The organism is Sphingobacterium endophyticum (assembly GCF_009733535.1).
Taxonomy (GTDB): domain Bacteria; phylum Bacteroidota; class Bacteroidia; order Sphingobacteriales; family Sphingobacteriaceae; genus Sphingobacterium; species Sphingobacterium endophyticum.
The window spans coordinates 507,834-534,830 of record NZ_ML771899.1 but is presented as its reverse complement, the minus strand read 5'-3'; the positions used below and the strand labels follow the sequence as shown (position 1 = coordinate 534,830).

Below are 26,997 nucleotides of genomic sequence, written 5' to 3'. Positions count from 1 at the left end.
TTCTTCTATTGTACAGCAAATGTAGAAACTCGCCCTACCCTACCTTTATCATCGATAACCGCGAAATTAATTTTATCACCGGCTTTCACTTTCAATCCTTCTGTAGGGAATTTTTTTGATCCAACTTTGGGTTCAGTTCCGTCCTCGGTATAGTAGATATCGAATCCAGGATATTCGATATTCGCCAACAGTTTGTCTGCTTTTTGAGAAACACCAACTGAAGGTAAGCGATAGTTAAAACCATCGGCAATCAGTTCCAATTTTGGAAGTTCGTGCAAACCAACTTTATTAACAAAATCTGCGTAGGATTGAGCGAAAGCTTTTTTATCAAACCTTGCTTCGGGTTCCCATGTCCTTTTAGGGGCCCAAGCACGTTCAGAAAGTGCATATAAACGTGGGAAGATCATATAGTCCATTCTTTCTGGATCTAGAACCGTTTCTGCCCACAATGCAGCTTTTACCCCTAAGAGATTAGATTTTCCTTTTTCAGTCAATCGGACTTTAGAGGCAATGTAGTCTTTTTCCAATTTTTGGCCAGGCTCAGTAATGGCCATATTGGAGAAAAAGTCCTCCGGCAATAAGGAGAAAGAATGGTATAGGTCGGAGATCGCTGCCCACTTCAAACCATGTTCCCTAAAGTCCTTGTCCCACACCATATCCAAATAGAAATTAGCGGCACTGATAAAGATGGTTTTATAACCCGCATTCGCCAGTTTATAAACCAAATCCTCATGCCCTCCTCCAATTACATTATTCCATACGTCCAATTGCATATTCAAATTTGTCAACTGTTCGTTGACAACCATACCCTTGCCCTTATTAACCATTCCGAATTCTTCCCAGCCTTCCATGATAATACCTTTCGACGCACAGATTTCATTCACTTTGCGCACATAATATGGCCAAACATCGTAGACGGTGCTTAAACCCTCCTTCTTCATTAATTCTTGAATTGCAGGCGATTTTTCCCATGAACCCGCAGGAACTTCATCACCGCCCATAGAAACTACCTGAAGCTTTAAGCCGACCTCCTCATACATTTTCTTGATATCTTCCAAGACAACGTCTAAAAAGTGGTAAACAGAGGGCAATGCGGGATTCATTACATTATCGTCCCAATACTGTGCAGAGCTGTATTCAGATTTATCTGCAGCCTCATAAAGCAAGAATTCCTCCGCTTCCTTTGTCTTTCCTGCTTTCATCAGACGGTTATAACGAGTTTCCATCGATTTTATCGCTGCCCGTGCATGGCCAGGGGTTTCAATCTCGGGAATAATCGTGATATATTTTGATGCCGCATATTTCAATAGTTCCTGGAATTGAGCTTTCGTTAGGAAGTGCCCTTCCGTAACTTGCGTACCGGAACCGTAAGCCGGTTGAATGCTCGTTCCATCTTGGTAATATGGCGACCTCTTTGAACCTATTTCAGTCAACTCTGGCAAAGAAGGTATTTCCAGACGCCAACCTTCATCATCGATGAAATGCAGATGCAACTTATTGATCTTATACTGACCCATCACATCAATATATTTCTTGATTGTGCCCAGGTCTTTAAAATTCCTTGCAATATCCATCATAAAACCCCGGTATTCAAACCTTGGCTCATCTTTTACCTCAAGATATGTAAGAACAATCTCCCCTTCTCCTTTTAATTGGCTGGCGGTCAACATAGATTTTATCGACTGCAAGGCATAAAATGCACCTGCACCTTCCGAAGCCTCAATAGTGACACCTTTTGCATCTACCTTCAAGTTGTATGCTTCTTTTCCAAGGTCCTTTTTATATAGGATCTTTATTGCAGCATCCTTTTGATCCTGACTTACAAATGTGTATTGCTTAAGCTGTTCGGCTAATTGTTTAAAGGGCGTAATTTCAAAATTAAAATGCTCGTGGATGTAGTATCCTACCTGCGAATTAAATTTGTAGTGCCCGCTACCCATTTTAAGGTCTGCCGGGGTTGGAAGGATTAGCTGCTCACCTTTTGTTACTCTAGCTGCATTTTTTTCGAAAAGGTCACTTAGAAACTTATTCTGCTCTTGAGCGGTGATATGCAAAGGCATCACCGTTGGATGTCCGATATTAATAATCTCCTTGGGATTACTCCGGCTCTGCAGGTAAAATCCATTTGGTGTCAAGGAGGTATGTGTAATAGGATATGGTGATTTGTAATCAATAACCAAGGAATCCCTTCCTTTAATAACAGAATTATCAGTAAAATCAATCGAATAGAGGTTTCCATTCCGATTGTGAATGGAATAGGATTCAACCGTTTTCTCTTCAATAGGATACATGGAGTTAAACCAAAGGTTGTAACCTTTCAGGTTTAAGTTTTGCGGGTCATTGTTCTTGACAATGATTTTCAATGCCAAATTATCCTTAGGATTATAGTTTTCATTGAAGTCCCATTTTACTTCCAAATTTTTCTCTTGGGCATTCAGGTGGCTGGCTGCCAAAAGAATTCCACAGATACTTAAGGTTTTAATTAGTTTCATATCTTCTGTTTACATGATAAAAATAGCATCTTATACGTAAAGCAACAATTTTTATGAAAAATATTTTGTGATAATAAAAGTAAATTCTATATTTGCACACCGGAAAACAAAACGGCCCGTTCGTCTAGGGGTTAGGACGCAAGATTTTCATTCTTGAAACAGGGGTTCGATTCCCCTACGGGCTACCAGATCGAAGATCAAAACATACAAAAGCTTGCAAATTGAACGTTTGCAGGCTTTTTTGTTTTTACGGCAGGTCAAAATGTTCAGAAATTCGCAAACTTTTAGTGAGTCATTCGGTGAGTCATTAAATTTGATTGAAGTACTCACTGAAACGTATTCAAACAACTGATTTACAACATGTTCTATAATCGAACATCTTGATGTGCTTTTGCTACAAGGCTAATTTTGTTACACATTTTAAATGTTAAATCATGAGTACAAATTATTCCTTGCTCTTCTACTTGAAGAAACCAAAGAATTATGTAAGTGGTGCTAAGCCCATTTACATGAGAATTACGATCAATGGATCGGTATGTGAAATCTCCACAGGAAAGAATTGTGACCCAAGCCGATGGAATTCCAAAGCAAATCGATCGAAAGGCAATACTGAGGAAGTCAAGACTTTAAACAGCTATTTGGAAACATTGAATCTGAAAGTTGGCACCCTCCACCTTGAAATCTTGAAAATGGGTGAAATCCCTACCATTGAACTTCTTAAATCAAAAATTACAGGGAAGACAGAAAGTCAAAGGACATTATTGTCGGTTCTAAAAGATCATAACATTAAAATGGAATCCTTGCTGGGTAATGGATTTCGGGATAATACCTTAAAGGGGTACAGGACGACCTATTCGCATTTAGAAAGCTATATTAGAAAGCAATTTTCAATTGCTGACATTGAACTTCATAAAATTGACCATTCTTTTGTGGTAGGCTATGAATATTATCTTCGATCTGAAAAAGGATGCTCTGATATTTCAGCTGCCAAATACATGAAGCACTTAAGAAAGATTATTAATCTAAGTCTAGCTCATGAATGGATTACCTCAAATCCTTTCAAATTTTATAAGACAAATGCCAAGCCCAAGGAGAAAAACTATCTGAACAGAGACGAAGTAACACGAATCGAAAGCAAAAAGCTTAATATTCTAAGGCTCCAACATCTTAGGGACATATTTGTGTTCTGCTGTTATACGGGACTTTCCTATGCGGATGTATCAAAATTAACCAAACGAAATATTGAGGTAGGGATTGACAATCGATTTTGGATAAAGATCAACAGACAAAAGACGAATACACTTTCATCTATTCCGATACTACCAAAGGCACTTGAAATCCTAGAGTCCTATCGAGATTATCCACCATGTGAATCTAACGGACCATTATTGCCAATATTGAGCAATCAGAAGATGAACAGCTATCTCAAAGAAATTGCAGATCTCTGTGAAATAACAAAAGAACTGACCTTCCATATTGCAAGGCATACATTTGCTACCACTATTACTCTTTCAAATGGAGTTCCGATAGAAACGGTATCAAAAATGCTTGGCCATCTTGATATCCGAACAACCCAACACTATGCAAAACTTTTGGATAATAGAATCAGTAAGGATATGGAAGAGTTAGCAATGAAACTAGGATAAAAATTTTTAATGTATTTAAATTTGATATATTGAAAATTCAAGACTAAAATTTCGATATCAAAAATTTATAAAAATATTTAGTATTCTAAAACGGAATATTTAATTCGATCCAATTTGAATTTTCCTTTTTCAAATAGGGCTTATTTATGTGCGGGTTATACTAAGAAATATTCTCAAATTCTTTAATCCAGTACGTTATATTCTGATTATTTATTTCTTATTAAGAATATGAACTTTTCCTTAGAATGTACTATTAAATTCACTAACCTGAAGAGATTAAATAAAGTTTATGTAATTTTTAATACAGGTTATACGATTTGCATTTGTGAAAAAAAAATCATAACTTTGCTATAGAAGTCATATATGACTTCTATACATATATAATCTTTTCCATTTCAATTATTGATTATTTCCATTTTTTTTACTTATAAAGTATCTCAAGACCTTGTATTTATACAAAAAAAATCATAACTTTGAAACAGAAGTCATATATGACTTCTGTTATTAGTTTAAAATGGGAAGACCTAGCCAATTAACACAGTTCTACAATCTGTTTGTAAATTTCTTTAATAAAGAAACAAAAAGGTCCTACACTGAAAAAAAAATAAAACAACTATTAGATGCTTTAATATTTAGAACAGACGGATTAACAAAAAGATCTGTTGAAATAATAAACTTTCTAGAAAGAAGAGGTGAGTTAATTGAATCTATGATCTACTATAATAATCCAGAAAGAACATTATTTAGTAGAGTATATTCATGGAAGACAAGCAATGATTTCACTGTAATGTCAGGGATAAAATATAATAGTTATTATTCTCACTATACAGCGATGTCAATTCATAATCTTACTTTACAACTTCCAAAAACAATTTATTTAAATTTCGAAAAATCAAATCCTTACGAAACAAGGGGTGAAAATAAAGAGAAACGACTTGAGTTAAAACAAGATTCAATTGATAAAGCATTTATTAATCCGCAACGTAAAACAAGTTTAGAATTAATTTATAAAGACTTAAATGTAATTTTAATAAATGGAAAATTTACGGATAGGTTGGGTGTATTAATGGAATCTCAAGAGGATAGATTATTTTATTATACAAATCTGGAAAGAACACTTATAGATATTGCCGTAAGGCCAGATTACTCAGGAGGTGTGTTTGAAGTTCTTGAAGCTTACCTAAAAGCAAAAAATAAATGTAACAGTGAAAAATTGGCGAAATATCTGTCTGAATTAAATTATATATATCCCTATCATCAAGTTATAGGATTTTATATGCAAAAAGCTGGTTATCCTCAAAGTATGTACAAACTCTTTAAAAAGAATATTCAATATAAGTTTTATCTAACTTATAATATGCGTCGTAAGGCATTTTCTGAAGAATGGCAATTATTCTACCCTCTAGGGATGTAAATGTTTAAATAGTTCTATCACGTAGTCGAAATAATAATCGAAATCTTTTAAATTACTTTTCCTATCGGATCCTATTGTACTAACTACGCTATTCCATGATTGTCTGTGTAAATCTTTCTGATTGGGTAAATCTTTTATAAATTCTAATGGAACTCGTTTAGCATAAAATATATTTTTGCAAATTTCAATATTCTCATTAGACTTAAAATCTAATTTAAAGTTTTCATTCAGATTATAGATGTCATAAAAATCTCTTGCTCTAGATTTTGCAGTAATACTCAATACTATATCTTTATATTTTGGGTGCTGTTGGCATAAAGCCCTCAATTTCTCCAATGCCAACATTTCTGGAGAATATATTTGAATAACATGCCCATCTAATATTTTTTTTTGGCTAGCTCCAATATATTCATATTTACTTATATCTACTTCAAAAATAGTCGAATTATTAGATGCAATAGCAATTGCATTACGTCTTAAAGCAGAAAGATCATTTTTAAATTTATTAAACTTATCCAGTTCAATTGTCTTGAAGGAAATTTTATAACCTCCCCAGAAATCTTCTACACGCTTATCAATTTTGTTAGGTTTATCGGCAAATTTCACATCAAAAACGGTCAAATTTTTGGTTTGGAATTCTCTCTCTAAAAGACCTTTAACTTGATTGTTAACCCTAATTTTCTCTTCCTCAGAAAAATCCTTTCCGATAGAAAAGTCTATATCAATACTACCTCTATCAGTTAAATTATAAGCCAAATCTAGTGCATTTCCCCCCTTTAAAACTAGTAATCCGACTAAAATGTCATCATTCATTAGAGCGGTTATTGTTAAATGCTTAATTTCTTCTATATAGTCTTTACGTTTTTGGCTCATTATTTAATAATCTTTTAGTAGGTGTATGTTGTCATCAATCACAATAAATTAAAAGATATTAGAAATAATAATACAACAGATATAATTTATAACTAACAAAAATTTTAAATATTTAACTGAGGGTGTAATTCTATATTGATTTATAATCATCGCTATTTTCAATTAAACAACGATTAGGTATAAAAATTTTTAATTTGATTTACAAGTAGTTTTTCTTTTAGGTGATTAGCTTAATAGTCGAATAAATTAATATAACACATTTTATAAATTTAATTCCCTCTAAAATCTCTACGCTTTTTGAGTTTAATGAACATAGTCATTAATTAACATCCAAATCTTTTAATAATTTTAAATCATCTAATTATTGTAAAAAAAGCCATTTGAAAAGACCTTGATTATTGACTTGCTTTGTTTAATTCTTTGAGTTTAATAACTTTTCAAGTTTATCAATCATTTCCTTTTGTTGCTGTAACATCCGTTCGTATAATTCAATCATTTTATCAACAGGATTAAAATGAAAATTCGGATAGTAATTATATCCGTTTGACTGATCATTGAATGTATTGGAAATTATATTAACTGCTTGGTCCGCATCAAAATTCTGGATAGCTTCAGCTGGTACTTTCAAGATTTTGGCCACTTGTTCTAAAATATCCATTTCAATCTTCTCCTTAGCTTCCAACTGTGACACTTTCTTCTGTGTCCAGTCTTCGCCCAATTCAAGTGCAAGGGCTTCCTGCTTCATGCCCAGCATTTCCCTGAACCTCTTGATATTTCTTCCTTCGTGGATATGTTGTTTTCTTTCCATAATTCGATGTCAATTTTTAAGGTAGATCTTTCGATCGACCCTTTTACGAATTTAAGGAATATTTCACGGATAACATATGCCCATTCCAGGATAATTTATGCGAATTCTGAATTGTATAGAATAGCCAGTGTTCTGAACTTCATATTTCTAAAGCAACAGCCATATGAAAAGATTGAGAAAAAAGTTCCTTTCCATGGAACAGGTCTGCAGTAAATACCATGAGATCGATAAACGCTACTCTTCTCGCAGTAAAAAGTATTCCATTCTGGTACATGCCAATATTAGGTACCTCTGTGCCATACTCGGTCTAACTCCTGAGAAGATCATCCAAGAGTACCTAGACAGCTTTGCCTTCGGTTATAAAAGCGATGCCACAAAAAAGCAAAGGGATTTGGCAGACAAATTCTTTCTCTCTTGTCGAACCGAAAAAAGTGACTATGACAGGAAAGAGATCAAACAGATGCTAAAAGAAATGGAAATTAACAGATCCTACTTTTCCAGATCATTCAGTTTGGGCATCGAAGCCAGTGAGAGCGATGTCTTTCATGCAGGGCGCAATATTTTTAACCAAAAATGGGTCCAGTGGTGGTTTAATAAACACCGGAATCACCAGAAGATTTCGCTGTTGGACGAGATCTAAATCTTCAAAACTATGATTTCCAAAGAATTGAACAAAGATGAAAAGTTGTACGAGGTGATCCAGATCCTGACCTCTAACTTCCTAATCGAATGCATCTATCGGAGTGACTTCCATGGATCAACAGGACATATAGAGCTTTTCCTTTTGGTATCGAATAAGTATGTCAATATCATCGGTGAAATTACCCCGAAGATGATTAATAGTATAAGGAGTTTTGATACCTATCACATCAAATGCTTTGTCGCCTTCCAGACCAGGGAGAAAATCAAAAAGGGGAACCTATTCCTTTTTAGCACTTGCCAGCCCGAAAACTTGGTCTATCAAAAACGCGATTCCAAATTTTCTGCAATTCCAAATGACTTTGATCCAATGAAGTGCTTTGATCTCTTCCAAAAGCTCCAAGAAAGGGAAGCTCAAAAGATCGACGAATTCAGAGATGGTTATTATCACTTCAAGGCCAGATCCCATTACCCCATGGCCGCCTTTATGGTCCATCAGGTCTTGGAACTGACCTATCGGAACTTGGAGATCATGCTGACTGGAAAGGAAAGGATCACCCACTCCATCCGTTCCCATAATATGGCCCTGCAAATAATCTATCCCTACCTCAGACCTGTCTTTGACTTCGACCGAAGGAGTGACAATGATCTTTTAAGGACCCTGGAAGAAATCTACCGAGCAACCAGGTACGAAGATGGTTTTCAGATCGCGCCCGAAGCCCTTGAAAGGATCGAAAAGAAGATGGATGCGCTGAGGGAACTGTCCGATTCCATATCCATCAAGATCACTACGAATTTCAGGCATCATTATCCTATAGCTGACCAAACGAACCATATGGACGGGAGTGAGGATGCATAAAATTGATCGATGGAAATCCGGATATGGAATAGATCCGCAAAGACCAAAAAAAGGGCTATAATAGCCCTTCATCTCTGAAAGAGAGATACCCTTCCCTGCCCACGATCAGGTGGTCGTGCAGCTTGATGTCCAGAGAGTTTGCTGCCTCATGGATCCTTTGGGTCAGCTTTCTGTCCTCGGTGCTCGGTTTGAGATTTCCAGATGGATGGTTGTGAAAGACGATGATTCCCGTAGCGGTCGCCTTCAGCGCTGTGACCATCAACAGCCTGATATCGACCACGGTTCCCGATATCCCGCCGCTGGAAGCCTCATAGACGCCCATCACGCGGTTGCCCGTATTCATCAGCAGTACCCTGAAGCGTTCGAAGAGTTCCAAGCTCTCACTTTGCCAGCTGTCCATGATCACGCTGTAGGCCTCCCTCGAAGAGGTTACCACGGGCATCTTTGAGCTGGGAATCCGGTTGCTGTAACTCAGCTGAACCTCTGCAACCCTGTACAGAAGGTTTCTTTTTTTTCTGCTTTCCATAACGTTCTTTTTTTAGTTTCAAGAAATGATTATGGAGCATGCACCGGATCTGGCCGAGCAAGGGCAAGAAGCAACGAAATAAAGGATGGATGTGTGAAAAGGACAAGTGTTTATGTCGGAATTTCTTGCCCCGCCCCGAAGGCCGGTGTCCGAACTTTGATCCCTATCATGGATTGAATGAAAAAAAAGATCTACGACCTGTCTATCCGTTTCCCTTTGCGTTTTTTACGCCTTCTTTGTAACGACCTTTCCATTCCCTCGGATGCCAGGCTTGTATCTGAAAGCAAATTGGCCACCAAATCCAAAGCCTGAGATTTTCCAGCAAACAATTCCCGAAAGCTATCAGCTCCCAATTCATCCCTGCCTTTAGAAAACTGCAGGATCCGATCGATCTGCCTGCGCTCTTGCAAATTGCCATTTTTCAATCCATTGGAAAACTTAAAAGTTTCTTTCAAACCCCGATCATAGCTAAACATCCTATCAAATAGAAGCTCTCCCGATTCCTTGAACGCCTTTCGGTCGAACTGTCCGAGCTTCTGGGAATGAGATTTGTTTCTTCCCCTAGAAGTATTCTGGGGACTCAGCTTGATCCTGTTTGTGATATCCTTCCTGCTGACGATGATCTGGATATGGAACTGATGGCCTTCCTTGATTTCACCACGCAACTTCTCTCCACGGATTACTGCTTTGTCCTGATGACCGTAATAGCGGTTCTTCTCCCATTTGGCAAACCACAGCAGATCGGCTTGTCCACCTATCCCTTCACGGTGAAAGTTCCTGGCATAGGCATCCATCACTTTGCCGGCAAACTCCTTAAGCTGGAGCTTGGCACCCGGCTCACCGAAGCGTTCCAGTAGAAAGGCGATCTCCTTTTGGCTAGGACTGATGTTGATCAGATAGAACTTACCATCATCCCTGGACAGCTTGGCAATGTTGGCATCGATAGCCATCCTGACCTCATGCGGAAGGATAGCACCGGAATGCCCATTGAACCACTTTTCCGATTCGGAAAGATTTTCAACAAGCCTGTTCTCCTTTTCCAGATAGTTCACCAGTGCCCCACAGCTTCCAGTATTGCTGCCCGTCTCGGATTTGGAAATATTGATGAACATGACTAGAGCTTATGGAGATCGGAGATAAGCTTTTTATAGAGTTCATCCTTCTTGGCTGAACTCATGCTCCAGCCAATGGCATCCCTATCTTTAAGAAAATTGTCAACCAATTGAACAGCATTTGTAATCAGTACCGATTTCTTTATTTTTTCGGAATCCAATTGTCTGTTCAGGGAATCCATTGTTCGGTTCATACCCTTTAGATGGATGGATATATCATGCAATGCAAGGGAATGCTGCGCAGATTCGGAAACCTGAACGTGCAGCGAATTCAGCATTTCACTGGAAAGGTTGAAATTGGGCACTAACAGGTCTTTTTCCTGCTGCTTGATGAAGGACAGGATACGGTTGATCCCCTGGGACAGCTGATTTCTAAGGGCGTGGTCGTTGATGTCCATTGGATCTTTCTTTGTACTGTAGAAATAGTCGATCATTTGGATCACCAGGGTCCGCTTTGTCCTTCCGAGCTTCCTTGCCAAATTATCAAGCTTTGTATCCACCTGTAGGTTGAACTTTACCGACCTGTTCTTTTCGATCTTTCCATCCATAGATCTAATATATTAAGAATCGAAAATTACTGGCCTGCAAGGGATGGTAAGAAGGGACATAATCTATATATCCACATTTTACAAGGATCTTGATGCACCTGTGGTAGGTCGATATGGACCGTATCTTGGAGAATGCCATCAGTTTTCGTCTGCTCACCTGAAATGGGAGGCTTAGGTTGCCCGTGTGGGAATAATAATAGAGTGCCATAATCAGGCCTAACTGTGAAGTAATTAGCCCACTATCTTTTAAGATCCTATCAAAAAGCCGTTCAAAGGAACTTTCATTATTTGTATGGGAAGTATTATCCATTACAGTTGCTCCTTTCCATCATGGAGCCGATATCGTTCCTGTGATAGTAAAGGCTCCCTCCGATCTTGCGATAGGGCAAAAGTCCCTTGATGCGCAGATTCTGAAGGGTTCCCGGCGATATCTTTAATAGTTGCCTGACTTCTGCACTTTTTAGCCAAAGTCTTTCATTTGCATTTTTCATTTTAAGGTTGAAAATTTCCTTCATCTCTTCGATCAGCTCCATCTTGAGCTGACGGAGGTCTTCCATCGTCACTACTCTGATTTCCATATCTTATTTCGTTTAAATACACAGTGATTTATTTAAGGGCATTCAGGAAAGGGGAAATAAAACTAAGGAAATCAGCATAAACAAAAGAACCTGTTTAGATTTTAGATAGGATTGCCTTTAAACTGTCGCAGGGAATTTCTCGGGGAATTCCAAAAAGTTGGTTGATAAGCAATGAAATCAGAAAAGCATCCCCGGAGGATGCTCAAAAGCCCGATTGCAGCGCATGAAGGGTTAAAAAGTAGGGCTTGCCCAACTTCGGCTTGCTTAAATGACTCGTCCTGGAATAAGTTTACACATTTCTGTTAAAATTTAATCATTTTTCAACTTAAACAAAAACTATTTTATAAATGGGACTAAACAGAATCGAATTCGCTATATTTAGAGATACAAAATTAAATAATTCCATACAATTCAACTATTTCGTAGCTTTGTAAAAGCAATTAGCTAAAAATAATAAAATGGGACTGCAAGATTACATAAAAGATATTGCACGCTTTGGGTTGGAAAACGATCAGGATAAGCTATTATCCACGCTAAACCAATTTATTGAACATTCTAAAAAGACTAGAAAAGTCAATTTTGCAATTCAGCTTCAATCTATCTTAAAGGATAATATTCGACAACAGAAGACCTCATCCTTAACTAAGGTTGGATCGGATGCTTATTTTAGCAGAATAGAAGATAGAGAATTTAATGAATTAATTTTAGAAAAAATAACATCTGATTATAGGCTTTCAAATATAATTGCTAACAAAGAAATCCAAAATGATCTCCAATTTTTCATCGAAGAACATCAAAATATTGATGTATTGAGAAAGTTTGAACTTCCAGTTGCTAATAAATTACTTTTACATGGTCCATCAGGTTGTGGAAAGACCCTTGCCTCATATGTTGTAGCTGGTGAACTTCAAAAAATGATGATTGTGGTTAATCTAGGGGCTATAGTATCATCAAAATTAGGAGAAACTAGTAAAAATCTTTCAAAGATTTTCAGAAGCGCAGCTGCAGAAGATTGCATCATTTTTATTGATGAATTTGACAGTTTAGGTAAAGTACGAGACTATAGTCAAGATCATGGGGAAATGAAAAGAGTAGTAAATACAATCTTGCAGCTTTTTGATTACCTACCACAAAGTAGTATTGTAATTGCTGCTACAAATCAAAAAGAAATGTTAGATGAAGCTCTTCTAAGAAGATTTGATTTTTCAATAGGATTTGAATTACCAAATGCTAAGGAGATTAAAGATCTTGTTACCTTAGTTCTTAAAGGCAATAAGTTTAAGTTTGACAATCAAATTAAAGCTAACAAAATAATTAAAAGTGCTGTTGGTCTGTCATATTTTAGTATTCAAAAAACTCTAATCACTACAATAAAGAGAAGCTTATTTGCTAAAGAGAAGAATGAAAATTATTTTAGTACTCTAAAAATTAATTCCTCCATATGGGAAGAATTAGTGAAAAATGAAAAGAAAGCATTAGCAATATAAATTAAAATTTGTTTCTATCTCTAATACCCTTTTAAAATTCTAAGTCTAAATCTCCTTCAATAATATTGGCGATGTCCAAGTAATTGTTAATTTTCATTATTTCATTGTAAAATTCTATTCCAGGCGTATTCTCATTTGTCATGATTTCTGAAATCCGAATCACTAGTGAAAAGTAGTGTTCACTATGCTTTAGCGTATTTAAAAAGTCTTTTTTCGCAAGACATCTTACCGCTATTGCCACTGAGTCTTTGCAATTATTTATATCAACAGGTTGCAATCTATATGAGATCTTTTGGGTATTAGAAAATAATCTATTATCTATACCGAAATGATCTTCACTCCAGCCGAATTGACTCTTTATGCCATATACATCTTTAGTAGTTCCTATAGATTTGATATCTAAATTTTTCACTAGAGAAAAAGACATATGTAATGGTAAATAATTTAAATGATCATCTTTTATTGGATCAAAACTATACGCCAAAGAAATATCAAATTGTAGCTTGTTTCCATTATTTAGCAAGTACGAGGGTATAAATATTGGGTATTTAATTATCTGCTCAACCTTAATACTTCCCTCAATCAGATAGATTATAGAATTATTATTAGTGGATAGTAAATAATCTTTATTTGGCTTTCCATAACCAACCAACCTCTTGAGTAAATTAGGATGGAACTTTTCGAAGTGGGTTAATCTACTGCTTTCATAATATTCCGCACTATTTATCAAAAGTGCTTTTACTGATTGTGTCCTAATCTCAGGATAATGGGTAAGAATTTCTGCTGCATAGGATGTTAAAAGTGGTGTTGCCAAACTTGTTCCACATGTCTTTCCGTAAAATTTCTCACTTTCAACATTTGGAGATCTGAGAATTTGAATTCCAGAATTATAATCGAAAAGGTCCCCCCCCTCCATTACAAAATCTGGTTTATTTAGAAATTTATTTTTTTGTTGAAGTTTTTGTCCATTTACTTGCCGATTGTAATCGAAATGAAACTTTCTTGAGTAATGCGCAGGGTAGATATTTGAAGGAGTGATATCCGATTTGTCATCTTCATCAAAATTACCAGCTAATGCACCTACTGATATATTATTCAATGATTCAGAGGGTATACAAATATTTGTATCTTCGCACATATGAGAATCTGTACTTGAATTTAATTTATAAAAGAATACTGGATAATCATGATCTTCATGTATATAATCATTTTTTAGAGCCAATAAACTATCGCTATCAAAATTGCCAACAGAAAGGAAAATTAACAAATCATACTGAAATGCAATTCGGTCTAACTCATACGCAAACTGACTGTAAGATGAATTATATTTTTTTGCATTAGGTATAACTAATGACATGTTAAATATACGTACTCCGTGTAGCTTTCTTGCTGAGATAATATCATTAATTAATCTGGGAATGTCAAGATTATCATCGCTAAAATGTAATGCCTTAATATTTAATATTTTTGCTTTTGCATCATATTGATTTTTCTCAATTTTATAAAATTCATCTCCTAACAAAACCAAACCTGTAACTAAAGTACCATGCCCATCTTCATCCCAAAAGGAAGGTTGCGTCGTGTGGTTGAAATTTTCTGTTAATAGAGAATTCTTAAATGGCTCTATTCTACTTATTCCGGTGTCGATGATACCAACAATTGGAATGTTTTTTGGTACATTAACTGTAAACCCATACTCTCTTACGGGGCCAGCTAAGCTTGGTCTCACTTTTTGCGACCTTGAACTTGTAACACTTTTAACAATATCAAAATTATCGACTATAAGGTTGATTTTATCTTTTGGTATAAACAATATTTCTAGAATATCTGGATAATTTTCATCGTAAGATATTGAAATCTCATCCTTATGTAAATGCTCTAATAAAATATTCTTTTGGGTATCATAGGCTCCAGCTAAATGCGTTGATATAAATGTAATCAATATACCCTCTTCCTGATAACAATTGAGTCGGTCGTTACTTGAATAGAATTCAAACTTATAAACAAGAGCTAAAAGATTATATTTTTTTTTATAATAATTTGTTCCAACTGGACTATCAATTATTTTACCAATTTGAATTAGAAAATTCTCAAAAGCTTCTCTATCATCTATTGTAAATACCACGGTTTTATTAAAATCAAGATATTCAATAGGTGAAAGCCCATAGTTTAATAAAAATTTCTTGGATAGATTACTGTTGAAGACGGTAAGAAAATTAATTCGTACTAATTCAATATTAAAGGGTAAATAAATTGATTTTTGTTCCCTTCTAGCTTGTCTAACCTTATTAAAGGTAGTTAGATAACTATGAAATTCAATTTTCTTACTTTCACTAATTATTTTCTGTTCGATTTCCTCCTCAGCTTCTTTCTTTACAATAGCATCCTTCATATTTCGTTGCTTACTAAATCCTATCTGAGCTGAAGTATTATTATTTAGGTAAACTATTCTATTTCTCATTATAATAGATAAATAAATGGCTTGCTATAAATATAATGCAAAAACTTTGAAAAGAAAAGATATTCAAACGTAAAGTAATTAACCATATCTCACTATTTAAAGATACTTAATAGCGTTTCTCTATTGGAATAACGACAATTGGGTTGAAGTTATATTAAGCTTTCGTAATCCAGAACAATGCTTTGGTGTTTAAGTAGCATTTCAAATTTTAAACGAATAATATTTTTTTGGAATCAATATAATATGATTTTAATCCCAGTTTTGAAGAATTGAATATTAAAACCAAAGAAGGAATAAATTTAAATTGTTTGCTTTTAGAAAAATCAATACTTAAAATTAGATATTTACCGACAGCGTATTTTTCATTTGCTCACTATTTATGAAATAATTTTCATCACATATAAAGTTAATATCGTAATCATACAATCTGAATCCGGCGATAGTTAATGGGGCTACACACTTAATTTTGTTATTGTTGATTACATATCTTTCGCGAAGATCCATCCATAACCTGCCAAGAGCATTCGTTCCTTCTAGTGTGTTGTTTCCTACTTTTTTAGCTCCCCAAAATTGATCTTTAAATGATAACTCTACAATGGCTTTATTTTCAGTTTTTAGTAATAATGGAGCAAGTATATTCCAATGTTGAGAAAGTTTTATTTCCATCACCCATCGCATTACTCTAAGTTTGATTAGTTCCCAGTCCTGCCTTGAGTAAGGGGTATATTTTTTACTAATCATTTTAGCAGTCATTGGGCTTGCCTGCTTGATGATTTCATTCTGAGCCTTAGGAAAAAGAGAATAACGCATTGCTTGATATAGAGCCTCACTACTAGGTATAACGAGGTCATTTACATATAAAGGGAACGAAGAAGACATATTTGACAATTCGCCAAACAAGTCATTTGTTTTAGAAAATATAATGACTTCATCACAATTATATAATCTCATTTTTTCTTTATTTGGGTTCATTTCCCCTTATTCCTCTATTCTTTAAAACGAACAATGGTCGCCAATTATTATTAGCCCACCAAAATACAATTGGACAGTTGTTTGGAATATTTCTAAATGTGAAGAACAATGTTCCTAAACCAAAAGTTTTATGTGATTTGATCGTATATCCCAATGGACGTATTTGACTAACCTTCAATTCTCCTACGCGCGATAATATTTCTATTCCCTTGACCAAAAATAGTGTTTCTATTCTATTTCTTGAAGCCAAGGATGAAAATAATTTTTCTTCAACAGGTTTTTGAGGTGGCCTAAAAGCATATTCAGGCTTATCTACAGCAGCTAAATTATTCAAATAGTTGTGAATGTAAGGATCTTGGTTATCAATAGGTATCATATTGTTTAGCTTTGGATTATAGTCTTTTACATTATTTTCAATCCAATATCCAGCTTTAATCGAAAGAATCTTTTTTACTTCAATTCCTAGATTTTTAATTAATCTAAATTCGGCATTTCCTTTACCCCAGGTATGACAACATATAAATATAACTAAGACGGGTAATTGATTGTCTCGGGTATATTGATAGTTAGAAATACCTTGAGTTAAATCACTTTCAGTTTTGAACCAAGTATCTAGGTCTGAGAACAACTTGCTGCCAGTAGACAACACATCGTCTAGATAGATATACCTTTTTATACGTTCAGCTGATTGAGTTAAATTGCAATTATAATGTTCAATTAGAATTTTATTTAATAAATCTAATAATTCTTTTTGGCTTTTATATTCAGGCTGTATATCTATAAAAGATGTCTCCGCAATAAAAGAAGCTACATCTTTATATTTAAATTCTTTCACCCAGCTTTCTAGGCATGATTGGAAGAACTTCTTACAATCTGATTTGGACAGATAAGTTTGCTTGAATATATGTAACAGTTCACTTAATATGAAATCTTGATCTTCTTGATCAAATTGACTTACCCAATCATGAACATGGTCTGCGGTCATGACATTATTTTCATAATCCCTCAAAATGTTTGCAATAGCAGAAGATTTTTCTCTCATTATTTGATAATATAATTTTTTATATCATTAACAATTTCTATCAATCTTGACCTAGTATATATCTTTTTGATATGTAGATATAAGATGGTTTTTTTGAATAGAGACACATACTGGAAAACAATTCCATAGATATTTCGTATTTAAAGGAATAATTTGTGTGAATTTCTAGTCTATCACAATATTGTAGTTGATTATTGGTTACAGATGAATTAGCCTAATTTGAATTAAATAAGTTCGTATCATATTAATATAGTGATTTTAGTAACAGATAATATCAAACAAAAATTGTTTTCAAACAACACCTATTTTAATTTCGGTCAATTCTCTATACCTAATTCTTTAAAGAAAGCTAAATGTTTTTTCTCACTCATCTCAATTAACTGTTGATAGGACATTACTTCGATATGTAAATTAATCATATCATTTAGTTTGTAAAGTGTTTTATAAGGAGTTTGTCTAAACCCATTGAAATTCACATTGTGTTCAATTAAATCTTTATGTAAGTCACATACTACATAACCAAATTTTGGAGTTGTCTTTTCTAGATTAACGTACTCTCCATTATAGTCTTTTGCTTTACTTTCCATCAAATCTTGAAAATATACCATTATTTGATTGTCAAGATTTTTATCCAAAGTTGTATTCATATCTCTTCCAGGTCGCTTAAATTCAAAGATTACCATAGAGTTCATCTGACTTTGCTTTTCTGAAAATGCCCATGGAAAATCGAAAATTGCAATATCAGGTTCCTTATTACTTATTGAACTTAAAATCGGAGTACTTTTAATTTTCTTATCTGAATTTGTATAAGAGTGGAATGCTAACCTTTCGTCGAGCAGCCATAAATTATGATATTCATAAGGAATTGAGTCTGTTGACTCACCCATCGGAAAAATTAAATTATGTAAGTCTTCTTCTAATTTGTAGTCGCCGTCTTTTGAAATTTTAAGCATTTTCTTCAATAATTGAAGTATAGCCTTTCTTTGAATTAATAGGTCAGCTAATTTGTCCTTGGCAAACTGTGCCTCCTGATCTATAAGTTTTTTTACTATCGTTGAATATTCAGCATAGTCTTCAACTTTGCCTTTTTTTGTTGCTTTTTTCAAGCCGTTAGATAATTCCTTTTCTAGAATAAATTTTATCTTATGCAAGTATTCTTCAAGACGATCATCAGAAAGATTTGTAGGAATGTTTTTTAAAAGATCTTTGCGAGATAACAGCGACCTATACTGTACACGTAATTTCTTAGGATTAAGTATATATCGTTTTATCCGATCATAGTTAATTGCTTTAATTTTTTCAAGATCTGATTCGTATTTACTTTCTAAAATAGATTTTACAGAACTTTGAATTCCAGATATAGTTATTTCATCAATAATGGAATAATCTTCAAGTTGTGCAGGAATGTTAAATGAATTTCTAACAGTATTTACTCGACTGTCTAAAAAGGAGGATAATACATATGCGTCAAGACAAAAATCTTCTTCGTTTTCGTTTTTAAAGCTTCCTTCAAAACCAGGTATTAAATTCCCTAAATTGTCAGAACGACCTACAACTCTATTATTTGCGCATAACCTTAAACGGTGAGTTTTAGCATCAGACCTTTTTACCAACAGAAGTTTAAACTCTTCAGAATCTTTAATCGGATGAAATGATAATGGTTTACCTTCAAAATTTATGACTGTCCCTATAATATCATTTAAAATAAGTTCTGTATTGTCCAAATTATCATGTAAGATTATGGTTGGAACGTTATTATTAATGAAAAATGGAAGACAATGTTCAATTACATCCTTTGCAATCTGTATTGTTGATATTGCAGATTTTTCCTTGAACTTTTGACGGCAATTATTTAGCTTAACAACAGTTTTAATTTTTTCTGCGGAATTCAAAATTTGCGGATTCCCGTCTTTTGGATTCACTTCATTTATCACATCGAAGGAAAATTCTCGTTTTAGTTGTCTATTTCCAACTTTGTATACACTAGTTACATGCATTTCTTCAAAACAGGCGAGAACAGTAAACCTGCCAACACCTTTGCAGCCCCGTGACCTGTTTTTTTCAGAATATGCCATATTAAATGATCTGAAATTCTCATCATCAAATCCAATACCATTATCCTTAATAATAATATTTTCAATGGGGATTGGTATGATCTTTCCCTCATTGTTTACAAAAGCATCAGTTTTGAATAATTCATTATTTACTGTCCTTTCAATATATATATCTATTAATCCCCCACTTTTGGGATGATTATCCGAAACACTTAATATCGAATTTACTACCACTTCAAACAATGGGAGTAAGAATTCGTGAGGCCTTAAATTTATTTCATCGACCTTACTTTTAACGGACATTTCCATAACAATAGTTTATCTCAAAACTAATGAAATAATTTATTCTTTTTTTTGAAAAAGAAAATATAAACACTGTGAAGTATTAAAAAAAATTGAAAAGGCAAAGTTCTGTATAGAACTCACTTAGGGTTTTGACAATTTCATCTTTTGAATTTATCATAAGAAATGTAAAAACATTTAAAACTCTGAATATAGGCTATTTGTTCTTACAAAAAAATCAGATAGCGATTCGATTTTTTACAGGAAAACAGATTAATTTTATAAGCATATGCCTAATAATTAAAATATATTAAAACAATAAGGGTAAATAAAATAATTAATTATTATTTTTGAGTTAAAGCAATTGCAGCTAAAATGTACATCAAACAAGTGAGTCATTCGGGGAGTAAGGAAAAAGAAGGTTTGTAAAACTCTGATAAAGAGACTGATGCTCGTCAGGTGTTATTCCCCTACGGGCTACAGGAAATGCTCAGCGAAAGCTGAGCATTTTTAGTATGTAGTAGTTAGTAGTTAGTATTTAGATGTGTGGGAGAAACTGGGTGTCTTAAAAGTTGTATAATTATTTCCTTTTGGTTAACTTAGGATATTGTTTAACCTTATTAATTAAGAAATTATAGAAGCTGTTAGTGAAGACCCCAATTGGAACCAATATCCTTCTCTCCCAAGTTGAATGCCAAGTAGTACATGTCCACTGACGGAATGAAGGAGCAGAACAGCATCTACACCTTTATTATATACCACAAAGTCGGAAGTATGCTTTCTTACCAATTTCAATAACCAAATAACGATCAAGCTTTCATACGGCTTCAAACGAAAACTGCATTCAATGAATAACAAACATATTAACATTATTATTTTTTTGTTAGTTATTGTAGTTCCTTCATCTTTATTCGGACAAGGGCAGAATAAAACTATAGATTCATTGGCAAATGTGCTTGATTCGATTGGTAAAAATAATATAGAGACCTCAATTTACATTCGAACCGATAAGAATATATACGAAACTGGAGAGGATCTTTGGTTTAAGGGCTATTCCGTTGATCTAAAGCACCTTCTCCTGTCTTCCCAAGGCCAGTCACTTTATATACAGCTGGTTCAGGAGCAAACGGACAGTGTGGTTTGGGAAGAGGTTTATCCGATCAAGCAAGGGGTAGCATCCGGACATATTTACCTGGACAATGCACTTAAAGCAGGTACCTATTGGTTAAGTGCCTATTCTTCCAGTTCTGTAAGAACCAAAAAGGAACAGTTCCTCGATGCCAGAAGGGTCAGGATTATCGAGAATCTAAAGGAGCTGGAAGGAAAGAAAGAGCAGCTGACACATGATAATCAAAATATTCCATTAGAGTTCAAACTCTTCCCGGAATCGGGAGTCCTGTTGGCAGGTGTCAGGAACCGGGTGGCATTCAAAGCCTCCTCCAAAAACGGTCTTCCTATCAAAGTCTCAGGGAGGGTTTTCGAAAACGATAAGGAAATCAGCAACTTTAAAAGCCTGCATGATGGAATGGGCAGTTTTTATATAAATCCCGTATCCGGCAGGAACTATACTGTTAGATTAGACTCACAGCAAGGAGAAATCCACCCTTTCCCAACGATCAAGGATGCGGGAATGACATTTTCCCTACTTGAGAATATGGATGATACCTTGAGCCTAAAAGTATATAATGCTGAAAAAAATCCACAGACTTTTTATGTCCAGGTCCAAGCCCGAGGGATGCCCTCAGTGATTGCTTCTGCTGAGGTGATGGATAGCCTGACTATAAAATTAGCGCTTACGGATGTCCCCTATGGGATTTCCGAAGTAATGCTCCTGAATAGCTCTTCAGTTCCGGTTGCCGAGCGACTTGTCTATATAAAGCCGGGTAAGACGATCACGATCACGGCCGAGATTTCAAAGGAACAAGCTAACAGGCGAGATAGGATCGGAATTAAAATTAATGCTAAGGACCAAAATGGGGATCCCATCGTTGCACAACTGGGAGCTACGGTCTATGATGGCATTTATCATGACCCCGCTGATGGAATGGATATACAGACCCATTACCTGATCTCGAACCAGGTCCGTGGAAAAGTACATAATCCGGGCTATTATTTTGACACCGAGAATCAGAACCGTCATGACGCGATGGATCTACTGCTAATGACCCAGGGATGGCGATCATACAAGTGGAGCCAGGAGGCACTGAAAGAAATGAAGCCCTATGTCGAGCCGATAATTGCAGACACAATTTCAGGAATCCTCCTGTCCAACAAACAAAAAAACAACCAGAAACCGCAAGAGGCACTCATGATGTTCAATGCCCAGCAGAGCGTAAGCCAATTGGTGGAAGTAAAAGGAGGAAACACTTTTCAGGTCTCTGCTGAAAACATGCAGATCGGGAAAGACATCTACATCAAACATTTCGGACAGCCCAATGATTATGAAATAACGGTGACCGACCCCTTCCAGAAATTGAATGAAAATAAACTTTGGAAAATGATCCGATATCCGTACTCGGAAGAAGTACTTAAAAAAGATAAGGACAGTATAAGACTAGACCTGACTGGGAGGTCCATTAGGCTGGAGGAGGTTGTGATAAGTGCAAAAAAAGAAAATGTCTTCCGGGACAAGTACATAGGTAGTCTGGATAGTTTGGCAAAATACCAAAACAATACCGATAGAGTCCATGGAAATGCAAATGGCGGATGGTTAAACTGCCCGGTAGGAGATTGTAAGGACATGCCCATTGAAGGTGCTACATATTTAGTATGGACAGGGCCAAACCCACCGACCTCCCATCCTTTTTATTTTAATTCATCTAATACCAAAAGAATAGTCTACAGATATCCGAAATATACAGAAGAGGAGCTTATGAAGATGTATGGTGTTACTAGAACCAAAGGATATTATCCGGAAAAAGTGTTTTACGAACCTGAGTACGAAACGCAGCAAAGTTCGTTGCCCGATTTCAGGAATACATTGCTCTGGGCCCCAAACATTATTACGGACGAAAATGGAGAGGCTACCCATGAATTTTATACCTCGGACATCAACAGTAATTTTTTGGGAATAATCGAGGGAGTTGGAATTGATGGATCATTTGGGAAAACTGTTTTTCAAATTCGCGTGAAACCATGACAAAAATATCCAGAGGTATAGGATAGAATCTAAAAACATTTCTAAAAAGATAAATTTTATGATACCATATTTAATACCATTTAATCGCGTAGGCGATTTTGTTCTTGGAGATAATATTAAAAATTTATCAATCAATTTTTCGTTTAAAATAACGGATTTTAGTCATGATGAAATAGCCCCTTCAATTAATTATTCAGTAAATAATCCGCAGATTACTTTATATGTTAGCAATGGTAAAATTGACTTTATTGGCTGTTATGAAGAATTACTATTTAATGGGATCAATCTAATTGGGATAACGATAGAAGAATTTTCTTCAATATTAGACAGCACATATACAGAAGTTGATATAGTTGATTTTGAAGCAGATGATTTACCTCAATATATTTATGAATTTGAAAGTGTTGGTTTGCAAGTGTGGGTCAAAGGAAATAAAGGAAAAGTTGTATCAATTATGGTTAATAGTAAGGAACATTACCTAGATTGAATAAACCACCCTCGGGTCATTCCATGTTGTAAGGAATGGAAACTGTTTTTAATCTATTTAGAACTCATTCATAATACATCGACTATCGTCAACATCCATTTAAATCACGGGCTCAAAATCCCAATAGGAATTTGTCAAAACGGCATGTTATAACCAATAAATATAAGAATTATGGATATCAGCGGATTATCTTTTATTCTTGATCGTGGTTGTGGATTGGTTGTCCCAAGGAACCAGTTTGTTTGTATCATAAAAGGAATTGAAATTAGCAAGAATTATAGCAATTGACTTTTAAAATGAATTTTACAGAAACTACAATTTATAACAGATAATTCTCTACCAATTATCAGGTAAATTATTTATGTTCAAATCCGAACAAATAAAACGTCCGATTTCGAACAATCCCAGCAATTGAAATTAATACAAATTATTAACAATCAACTATATATACATTTGGCAAACGAATTGAGATTTAAGAAAGTTGAATATAAAAACTTGACTTTTCATTTCTTAAATTAATATTATGTTAAGAAACTATATAAAAATTGCTATACGAAATCTAAAGAAAAATAAAGGATTTACGGTGATCAATGTAATTGGTTTGGCAATTGGGATTTCTTCCGCGATTTTGATTTTATTATGGGTAAGGAGTGAAATGACCTATAATCGCACATTTGCTAAAACAGATCAACTATATATTGTCGGAAATAAGGATAAATGGAATGGAAATATTGAAGTTTATTTTACCACTCCAAAGCCGATGGCTGAAGTAATTAAAACAGATTTCCCAGAATTAAAGAACGTTAGCAGGGTCACCCCTGCTGATAATTTTACTTTCCGAATCGGCGATAATAACATAAAATCTGGAACGGGGATTTTTGTTGATTCTACATTTTTATCTATGTTTAACCTTCCAATGATTGAAGGAAATCCAAAATATACACTTAGGAATCCTTCAGAAATAATTTTGACAAAAACCTTTGCTCAGAATTTATTTGGTAAAACAGATGCAATTGGCAAAATCATTAATATTGATGGCATAGAATCTGTTTCCGTAGGAGCGGTTGTAGACGATTTTCCAATCAACTCTTCATTCCATAGTTATGGATATCTTCTACCTTGGACATTCTTAGAAAAAATTAACAGATCGGATGACAACTGGTACAATAATTCCATTCAAACTTTTATCGAAACAGAACCAAATGCAGATATTTCTAATCTTAAAGCAAGATTTCAGGGCTTATCAAAAAAACATATAGAAACAGAAATTGATAACATTATAAAGCCAATAGGTGATATTTGGCTTTATGGGAAATATAAAGATGGACAAGTAGTTGGAGGAAGAATTGAAATGGTTCGAATATTTATCGTAATTGCTATTTTTATCTTAATTATTGCCTGTATCAACTTCATGAATTTAAGTACAGCACAAAGTGAAAAAAGGTCAAAAGAAGTAGGTGTACGAAAAGTAGTTGGTGCAAAAAAATCATCCTTAATCTATTTGTTCTTAACGGAATCAGTAATCGTATCAGTATTATCAGGAATCATAGCTTTAGTAATAGTATTTATAAGCCTACCCTTTTACAGTAGATTGATTGATCGACAAATTAATTTTGAGACCAACAATCCAATTTTTTGGCTTATACTTATTGTATTTATTTTCCTGACAGGCCTATTAGCAGGAAGTTATCCTGCATTTTTCCTCTCCTCATTTCAACCAATTAATGTTCTAAAAGGAAAGTTAACTCAAGTAGTTTCGAAATTCAACCCGAGAAAATTCTTGGTGGTTTGTCAATTTACAGTAGCTGTGATTCTGATTATTAGCACTTTGGTGATCAATAAACAGATTCAACATGGAGAAGAACGTAAAGTTGGATACAATAAAGAAAACTTGATTTTTATAACTGAAAATGACCAAGTTCGTTCTAAAGTTAACTCTATAAAGGAAGAATTAATTAACCAAGGGGTAGCAAGTTCAGTTACGCGTACTATGACTGCCTTAACAACAAATTGGAGTACAGGAGATAGTTTTGAATGGGAAGGCAAGGATCTCAACAATAAGATTAGTTTTAACCGATTTACTGCAGATGATCATATAGTAAGTACGGCTGGTTTAAAACTTATCAAAGGGCGAGATTTCGACCTTAATAGGTTTCCTACAGACTCAACTGGGGTAATTATAAATGAGTCTGCTGCTAAGATTATTGGAATATCGGATCCTATTGGTAAAAACATAAAAGACATGGGGATTGACTGGCATATTGTTGGAGTTATTGAGGATTTTGTTCAAGAATCTCCATTTGAAAAGATTACACCATTAATTATTGAAGGGGCAAAAGGCATTGAAACATTTTCCCAAATAATTCCTAATAATACTATACATATTAAATTTAATTCATCTTTGGGTACTAGCGAGGCATTAAATAAAACCGAGAAAATATTTAAAAAATTCAATCCAGATTCTCCTTTTGAGTATCACTTCATAGATGAGGATTACGCTAAAAAGTTTGAAGAATTTCAACGGCTTAAAAAACTATCAACCATGTTTTCTATCCTTACCATATTCATCTCTTGTTTAGGTTTATTTGGCTTAGCAGCATTTATGGCAGAAAGTAGAACTAAGGAAATTGGAGTACGAAAAGTATTAGGTGCATCGGTATTTTCAGTTACCAAATTGCTGAGTAAGGATTTTTTAACATTAGTAGGTATTGCTTGTCTAATCGCATTCCCAATTGCTTATTGGGCTATGAATAAATTTCTAATTGGATATTCATATCGCATTACGATCGGTTGGGAGATCTTTGCGATTACAGCAGCTTTCGCTTTATTGATTGCACTATTTTCAGTGAGTTATCATTCAATTAAAGCTGCTTTGGCAAATCCAGTTGATAGTTTGAGGAATGAATAAATTAGGTTTTCATGAGTTGATAAATCTACTTTTCAGTGTATCTGTCTACAAACACAAACAAAAGAATGGCATTGATTAATCCCAGAGCAATAAATTGGATCAAAGTAGATAATGGTATTTCTGTTGTATATAGAGAAATAATAAACGTGTAAAAAATTACAGTCAAGATTGAAAGAATAATACATTTTAGGAATAGACTTAATTTATTATTCTTAATCTTATAGAAGAAATCTTTTATTAACTGAAAAGGAACTAAGATAGATATCGTGTATAAAAAAATCGATTCTGGATAGCCTGAGTTTCTAATAACCCCAATAAAGTACTCCCATAAACTATCATAATGAGTATCATATACATGATAATTATTGTTCAATATGTTACTCCACATGCTTGGTATTACCACAACTAAAGTGTCGGTAATAAAAGGGATTAGTAAATTAAAAATAAATTTTCTCATCTGTTTTGATGTATTTTTAATTGCAATCTCTATTAATGTTTAAAATATACGATAAAATAGGGAAAAATTGAATGGGTTGCGGGTAATTACATCGACAGTGGATAAAATCATTACACACAGAGCACAAAGTCTAGTTTTTTATATAGTCGCTAGAAAATAGTTTCCAGAGCTTTAGCTCTGGAATGACACGCTTTGATTGGTGGGGTTGGGGCG

At 34.6% G+C, this 26,997-nt stretch carries 19 protein-coding genes and 1 tRNA gene; 9 read left to right on the top strand and 11 right to left on the bottom strand.

The genetic code is table 11. The features are described 5' to 3' along the window. Nucleotides 1–5: 5 nt before the first annotated feature. Nucleotides 6–2,492 (bottom strand): beta-N-acetylhexosaminidase, encoded by a 2,487-nt coding sequence (locus E0Y80_RS02335; protein ID WP_156305791.1) that lies wholly within the window; start codon nt 2,490–2,492, stop codon nt 6–8. Nucleotides 2,493–2,605: 113 nt separating this feature from the next. Here E0Y80_RS02335 and E0Y80_RS02330 point away from each other — a divergent pair. The 3 genes from E0Y80_RS02330 to E0Y80_RS02320 all read left to right on the top strand — a co-directional run bounded on the left by E0Y80_RS02330 (nt 2,606) and on the right by E0Y80_RS02320 (nt 5,552). Beyond that, nucleotides 2,606–2,680 (top strand) — tRNA-Glu (locus E0Y80_RS02330). Between the two features lie 246 nt (nt 2,681–2,926). Then, nucleotides 2,927–4,138: a site-specific integrase gene (locus E0Y80_RS02325; protein WP_156305790.1), complete on the top strand. Its 1,212-nt coding sequence runs from the start codon at nt 2,927–2,929 to the stop codon at nt 4,136–4,138. Between the two features lie 514 nt (nt 4,139–4,652). Next, nucleotides 4,653–5,552 carry a type IV toxin-antitoxin system AbiEi family antitoxin domain-containing protein gene (locus E0Y80_RS02320; protein ID WP_156305789.1) on the top strand — a complete coding sequence of 300 codons (900 nt, stop codon included), beginning with the start codon at nt 4,653–4,655 and terminating at the stop codon, nt 5,550–5,552. Here E0Y80_RS02320 and E0Y80_RS02315 read toward each other — a convergent pair. Continuing rightward, nucleotides 5,541–6,425, bottom strand: coding sequence for a nucleotidyl transferase AbiEii/AbiGii toxin family protein (locus E0Y80_RS02315; protein WP_156305788.1), 885 nt, complete (start codon nt 6,423–6,425; stop codon nt 5,541–5,543). The genes E0Y80_RS02320 and E0Y80_RS02315 overlap by 12 nt on opposite strands. A 412-nt stretch (nt 6,426–6,837) precedes the next feature. Then, nucleotides 6,838–7,233, bottom strand: coding sequence for a helix-turn-helix transcriptional regulator (locus E0Y80_RS02310; protein WP_156305787.1), 396 nt, complete (start codon nt 7,231–7,233; stop codon nt 6,838–6,840). A gap of 163 nt (nt 7,234–7,396) precedes the next feature. On the opposite strand from E0Y80_RS02310, the gene E0Y80_RS02305 reads away from it, so the two are divergent. Together E0Y80_RS02305 and E0Y80_RS02300 are read left to right on the top strand one after the other, a co-directional pair. Further along, nucleotides 7,397–7,873, top strand: a complete 477-nt coding sequence (locus E0Y80_RS02305) for a hypothetical protein (RefSeq protein WP_156305786.1) — start codon at nt 7,397–7,399, stop codon at nt 7,871–7,873. A gap of 12 nt (nt 7,874–7,885) precedes the next feature. Further along, on the top strand, nt 7,886–8,731 hold the full coding sequence (locus tag E0Y80_RS02300) for a HEPN domain-containing protein (RefSeq protein ID WP_156305785.1): 846 nt from the start codon (nt 7,886–7,888) through the stop codon (nt 8,729–8,731). A 55-nt stretch (nt 8,732–8,786) separates the two neighbouring features. On the opposite strand, the gene E0Y80_RS02295 is transcribed toward E0Y80_RS02300, so the two are convergent. From E0Y80_RS02295 to E0Y80_RS02280, 4 genes are all read right to left on the bottom strand, one after another. Next, nucleotides 8,787–9,257: a JAB domain-containing protein gene (locus E0Y80_RS02295; protein ID WP_156305784.1), complete on the bottom strand. Its 471-nt coding sequence runs from the start codon at nt 9,255–9,257 to the stop codon at nt 8,787–8,789. A gap of 191 nt (nt 9,258–9,448) precedes the next feature. Continuing rightward, nucleotides 9,449–10,369: a DUF5712 family protein gene (locus E0Y80_RS02290; protein ID WP_156305783.1), complete on the bottom strand. Its 921-nt coding sequence runs from the start codon at nt 10,367–10,369 to the stop codon at nt 9,449–9,451. A gap of 2 nt (nt 10,370–10,371) precedes the next feature. Then, nucleotides 10,372–10,917 (bottom strand): BfmA/BtgA family mobilization protein, encoded by a 546-nt coding sequence (locus E0Y80_RS02285; protein WP_156305782.1) that lies wholly within the window; start codon nt 10,915–10,917, stop codon nt 10,372–10,374. 302 nt (nt 10,918–11,219) lie between these two features. After that, on the bottom strand, nt 11,220–11,495 hold the full coding sequence (locus E0Y80_RS02280) for a helix-turn-helix domain-containing protein (protein WP_156305781.1): 276 nt from the start codon (nt 11,493–11,495) through the stop codon (nt 11,220–11,222). 458 nt (nt 11,496–11,953) lie between these two features. On the opposite strand from E0Y80_RS02280, the gene E0Y80_RS02275 reads away from it, so the two are divergent. Continuing rightward, entirely contained in the window at nt 11,954–12,982 is a 1,029-nt protein-coding gene (locus E0Y80_RS02275) for an AAA family ATPase (protein ID WP_156305780.1), read from the top strand. Between the two features lie 31 nt (nt 12,983–13,013). On the opposite strand, the gene E0Y80_RS02270 is transcribed toward E0Y80_RS02275, so the two are convergent. The 4 genes from E0Y80_RS02270 to E0Y80_RS02255 form a co-directional block, all read right to left on the bottom strand. Continuing rightward, nucleotides 13,014–15,443, bottom strand: coding sequence for a S8 family peptidase (locus tag E0Y80_RS02270; protein WP_156305779.1), 2,430 nt, complete (start codon nt 15,441–15,443; stop codon nt 13,014–13,016). 336 nt (nt 15,444–15,779) lie between these two features. After that, a complete protein-coding gene (locus E0Y80_RS02265; protein ID WP_197091459.1) occupies nt 15,780–16,394 on the bottom strand; it encodes an NADAR family protein in 615 nt (204 codons plus the stop codon). A gap of 7 nt (nt 16,395–16,401) precedes the next feature. Further along, nucleotides 16,402–17,457, bottom strand: coding sequence for a phosphoribosyltransferase-like protein (locus E0Y80_RS02260; RefSeq protein ID WP_156305777.1), 1,056 nt, complete (start codon nt 17,455–17,457; stop codon nt 16,402–16,404). 317 nt (nt 17,458–17,774) lie between these two features. Next, nucleotides 17,775–19,820: an ATP-binding protein gene (locus E0Y80_RS02255; RefSeq protein ID WP_156305776.1), complete on the bottom strand. Its 2,046-nt coding sequence runs from the start codon at nt 19,818–19,820 to the stop codon at nt 17,775–17,777. Between the two features lie 820 nt (nt 19,821–20,640). Here E0Y80_RS02255 and E0Y80_RS02250 point away from each other — a divergent pair. From E0Y80_RS02250 to E0Y80_RS02240, 3 genes are all read left to right on the top strand, one after another. Next, nucleotides 20,641–22,932 (top strand): hypothetical protein, encoded by a 2,292-nt coding sequence (locus E0Y80_RS02250; protein ID WP_156305775.1) that lies wholly within the window; start codon nt 20,641–20,643, stop codon nt 22,930–22,932. Nucleotides 22,933–22,990: 58 nt separating this feature from the next. Next, a complete protein-coding gene (locus E0Y80_RS02245; protein ID WP_156305774.1) occupies nt 22,991–23,419 on the top strand; it encodes a hypothetical protein in 429 nt (142 codons plus the stop codon). Nucleotides 23,420–23,942: 523 nt separating this feature from the next. Beyond that, complete coding sequence (locus tag E0Y80_RS02240; protein ID WP_156305773.1) at nt 23,943–26,327, top strand: ABC transporter permease; 2,385 nt, start codon at nt 23,943–23,945, stop codon at nt 26,325–26,327. The last annotated feature ends 670 nt before the right edge of the window (nt 26,328–26,997 follow it).

Excerpts from the sequence above, each read along its gene's own strand:
- E0Y80_RS02335 (WP_156305791.1), bottom strand. The coding sequence starts at position 2,492 with ATGAAACTAATTAAAACCTTAAGTATCTGTGGAATTCTTTTGGCAGCC.
- E0Y80_RS02325 (WP_156305790.1), top strand. The coding sequence starts at position 2,927 with ATGAGTACAAATTATTCCTTGCTCTTCTACTTGAAGAAACCAAAGAAT.
- E0Y80_RS02320 (WP_156305789.1), top strand. The coding sequence starts at position 4,653 with ATGGGAAGACCTAGCCAATTAACACAGTTCTACAATCTGTTTGTAAAT.
- E0Y80_RS02315 (WP_156305788.1), bottom strand. The coding sequence starts at position 6,425 with ATGAGCCAAAAACGTAAAGACTATATAGAAGAAATTAAGCATTTAACA.
- E0Y80_RS02310 (WP_156305787.1), bottom strand. The coding sequence starts at position 7,233 with ATGGAAAGAAAACAACATATCCACGAAGGAAGAAATATCAAGAGGTTC.
- E0Y80_RS02305 (WP_156305786.1), top strand. The coding sequence starts at position 7,397 with ATGAAAAGATTGAGAAAAAAGTTCCTTTCCATGGAACAGGTCTGCAGT.
- E0Y80_RS02300 (WP_156305785.1), top strand. The coding sequence starts at position 7,886 with ATGATTTCCAAAGAATTGAACAAAGATGAAAAGTTGTACGAGGTGATC.
- E0Y80_RS02295 (WP_156305784.1), bottom strand. The coding sequence starts at position 9,257 with ATGGAAAGCAGAAAAAAAAGAAACCTTCTGTACAGGGTTGCAGAGGTT.
- E0Y80_RS02290 (WP_156305783.1), bottom strand. The coding sequence starts at position 10,369 with ATGTTCATCAATATTTCCAAATCCGAGACGGGCAGCAATACTGGAAGC.
- E0Y80_RS02285 (WP_156305782.1), bottom strand. The coding sequence starts at position 10,917 with ATGGATGGAAAGATCGAAAAGAACAGGTCGGTAAAGTTCAACCTACAG.
- E0Y80_RS02280 (WP_156305781.1), bottom strand. The coding sequence starts at position 11,495 with ATGGAAATCAGAGTAGTGACGATGGAAGACCTCCGTCAGCTCAAGATG.
- E0Y80_RS02275 (WP_156305780.1), top strand. The coding sequence starts at position 11,954 with ATGGGACTGCAAGATTACATAAAAGATATTGCACGCTTTGGGTTGGAA.
- E0Y80_RS02270 (WP_156305779.1), bottom strand. The coding sequence starts at position 15,443 with ATGAGAAATAGAATAGTTTACCTAAATAATAATACTTCAGCTCAGATA.
- E0Y80_RS02265 (WP_197091459.1), bottom strand. The coding sequence starts at position 16,394 with ATGAGATTATATAATTGTGATGAAGTCATTATATTTTCTAAAACAAAT.
- E0Y80_RS02260 (WP_156305777.1), bottom strand. The coding sequence starts at position 17,457 with ATGAGAGAAAAATCTTCTGCTATTGCAAACATTTTGAGGGATTATGAA.
- E0Y80_RS02255 (WP_156305776.1), bottom strand. The coding sequence starts at position 19,820 with ATGGAAATGTCCGTTAAAAGTAAGGTCGATGAAATAAATTTAAGGCCT.
- E0Y80_RS02250 (WP_156305775.1), top strand. The coding sequence starts at position 20,641 with ATGAATAACAAACATATTAACATTATTATTTTTTTGTTAGTTATTGTA.
- E0Y80_RS02245 (WP_156305774.1), top strand. The coding sequence starts at position 22,991 with ATGATACCATATTTAATACCATTTAATCGCGTAGGCGATTTTGTTCTT.
- E0Y80_RS02240 (WP_156305773.1), top strand. The coding sequence starts at position 23,943 with ATGTTAAGAAACTATATAAAAATTGCTATACGAAATCTAAAGAAAAAT.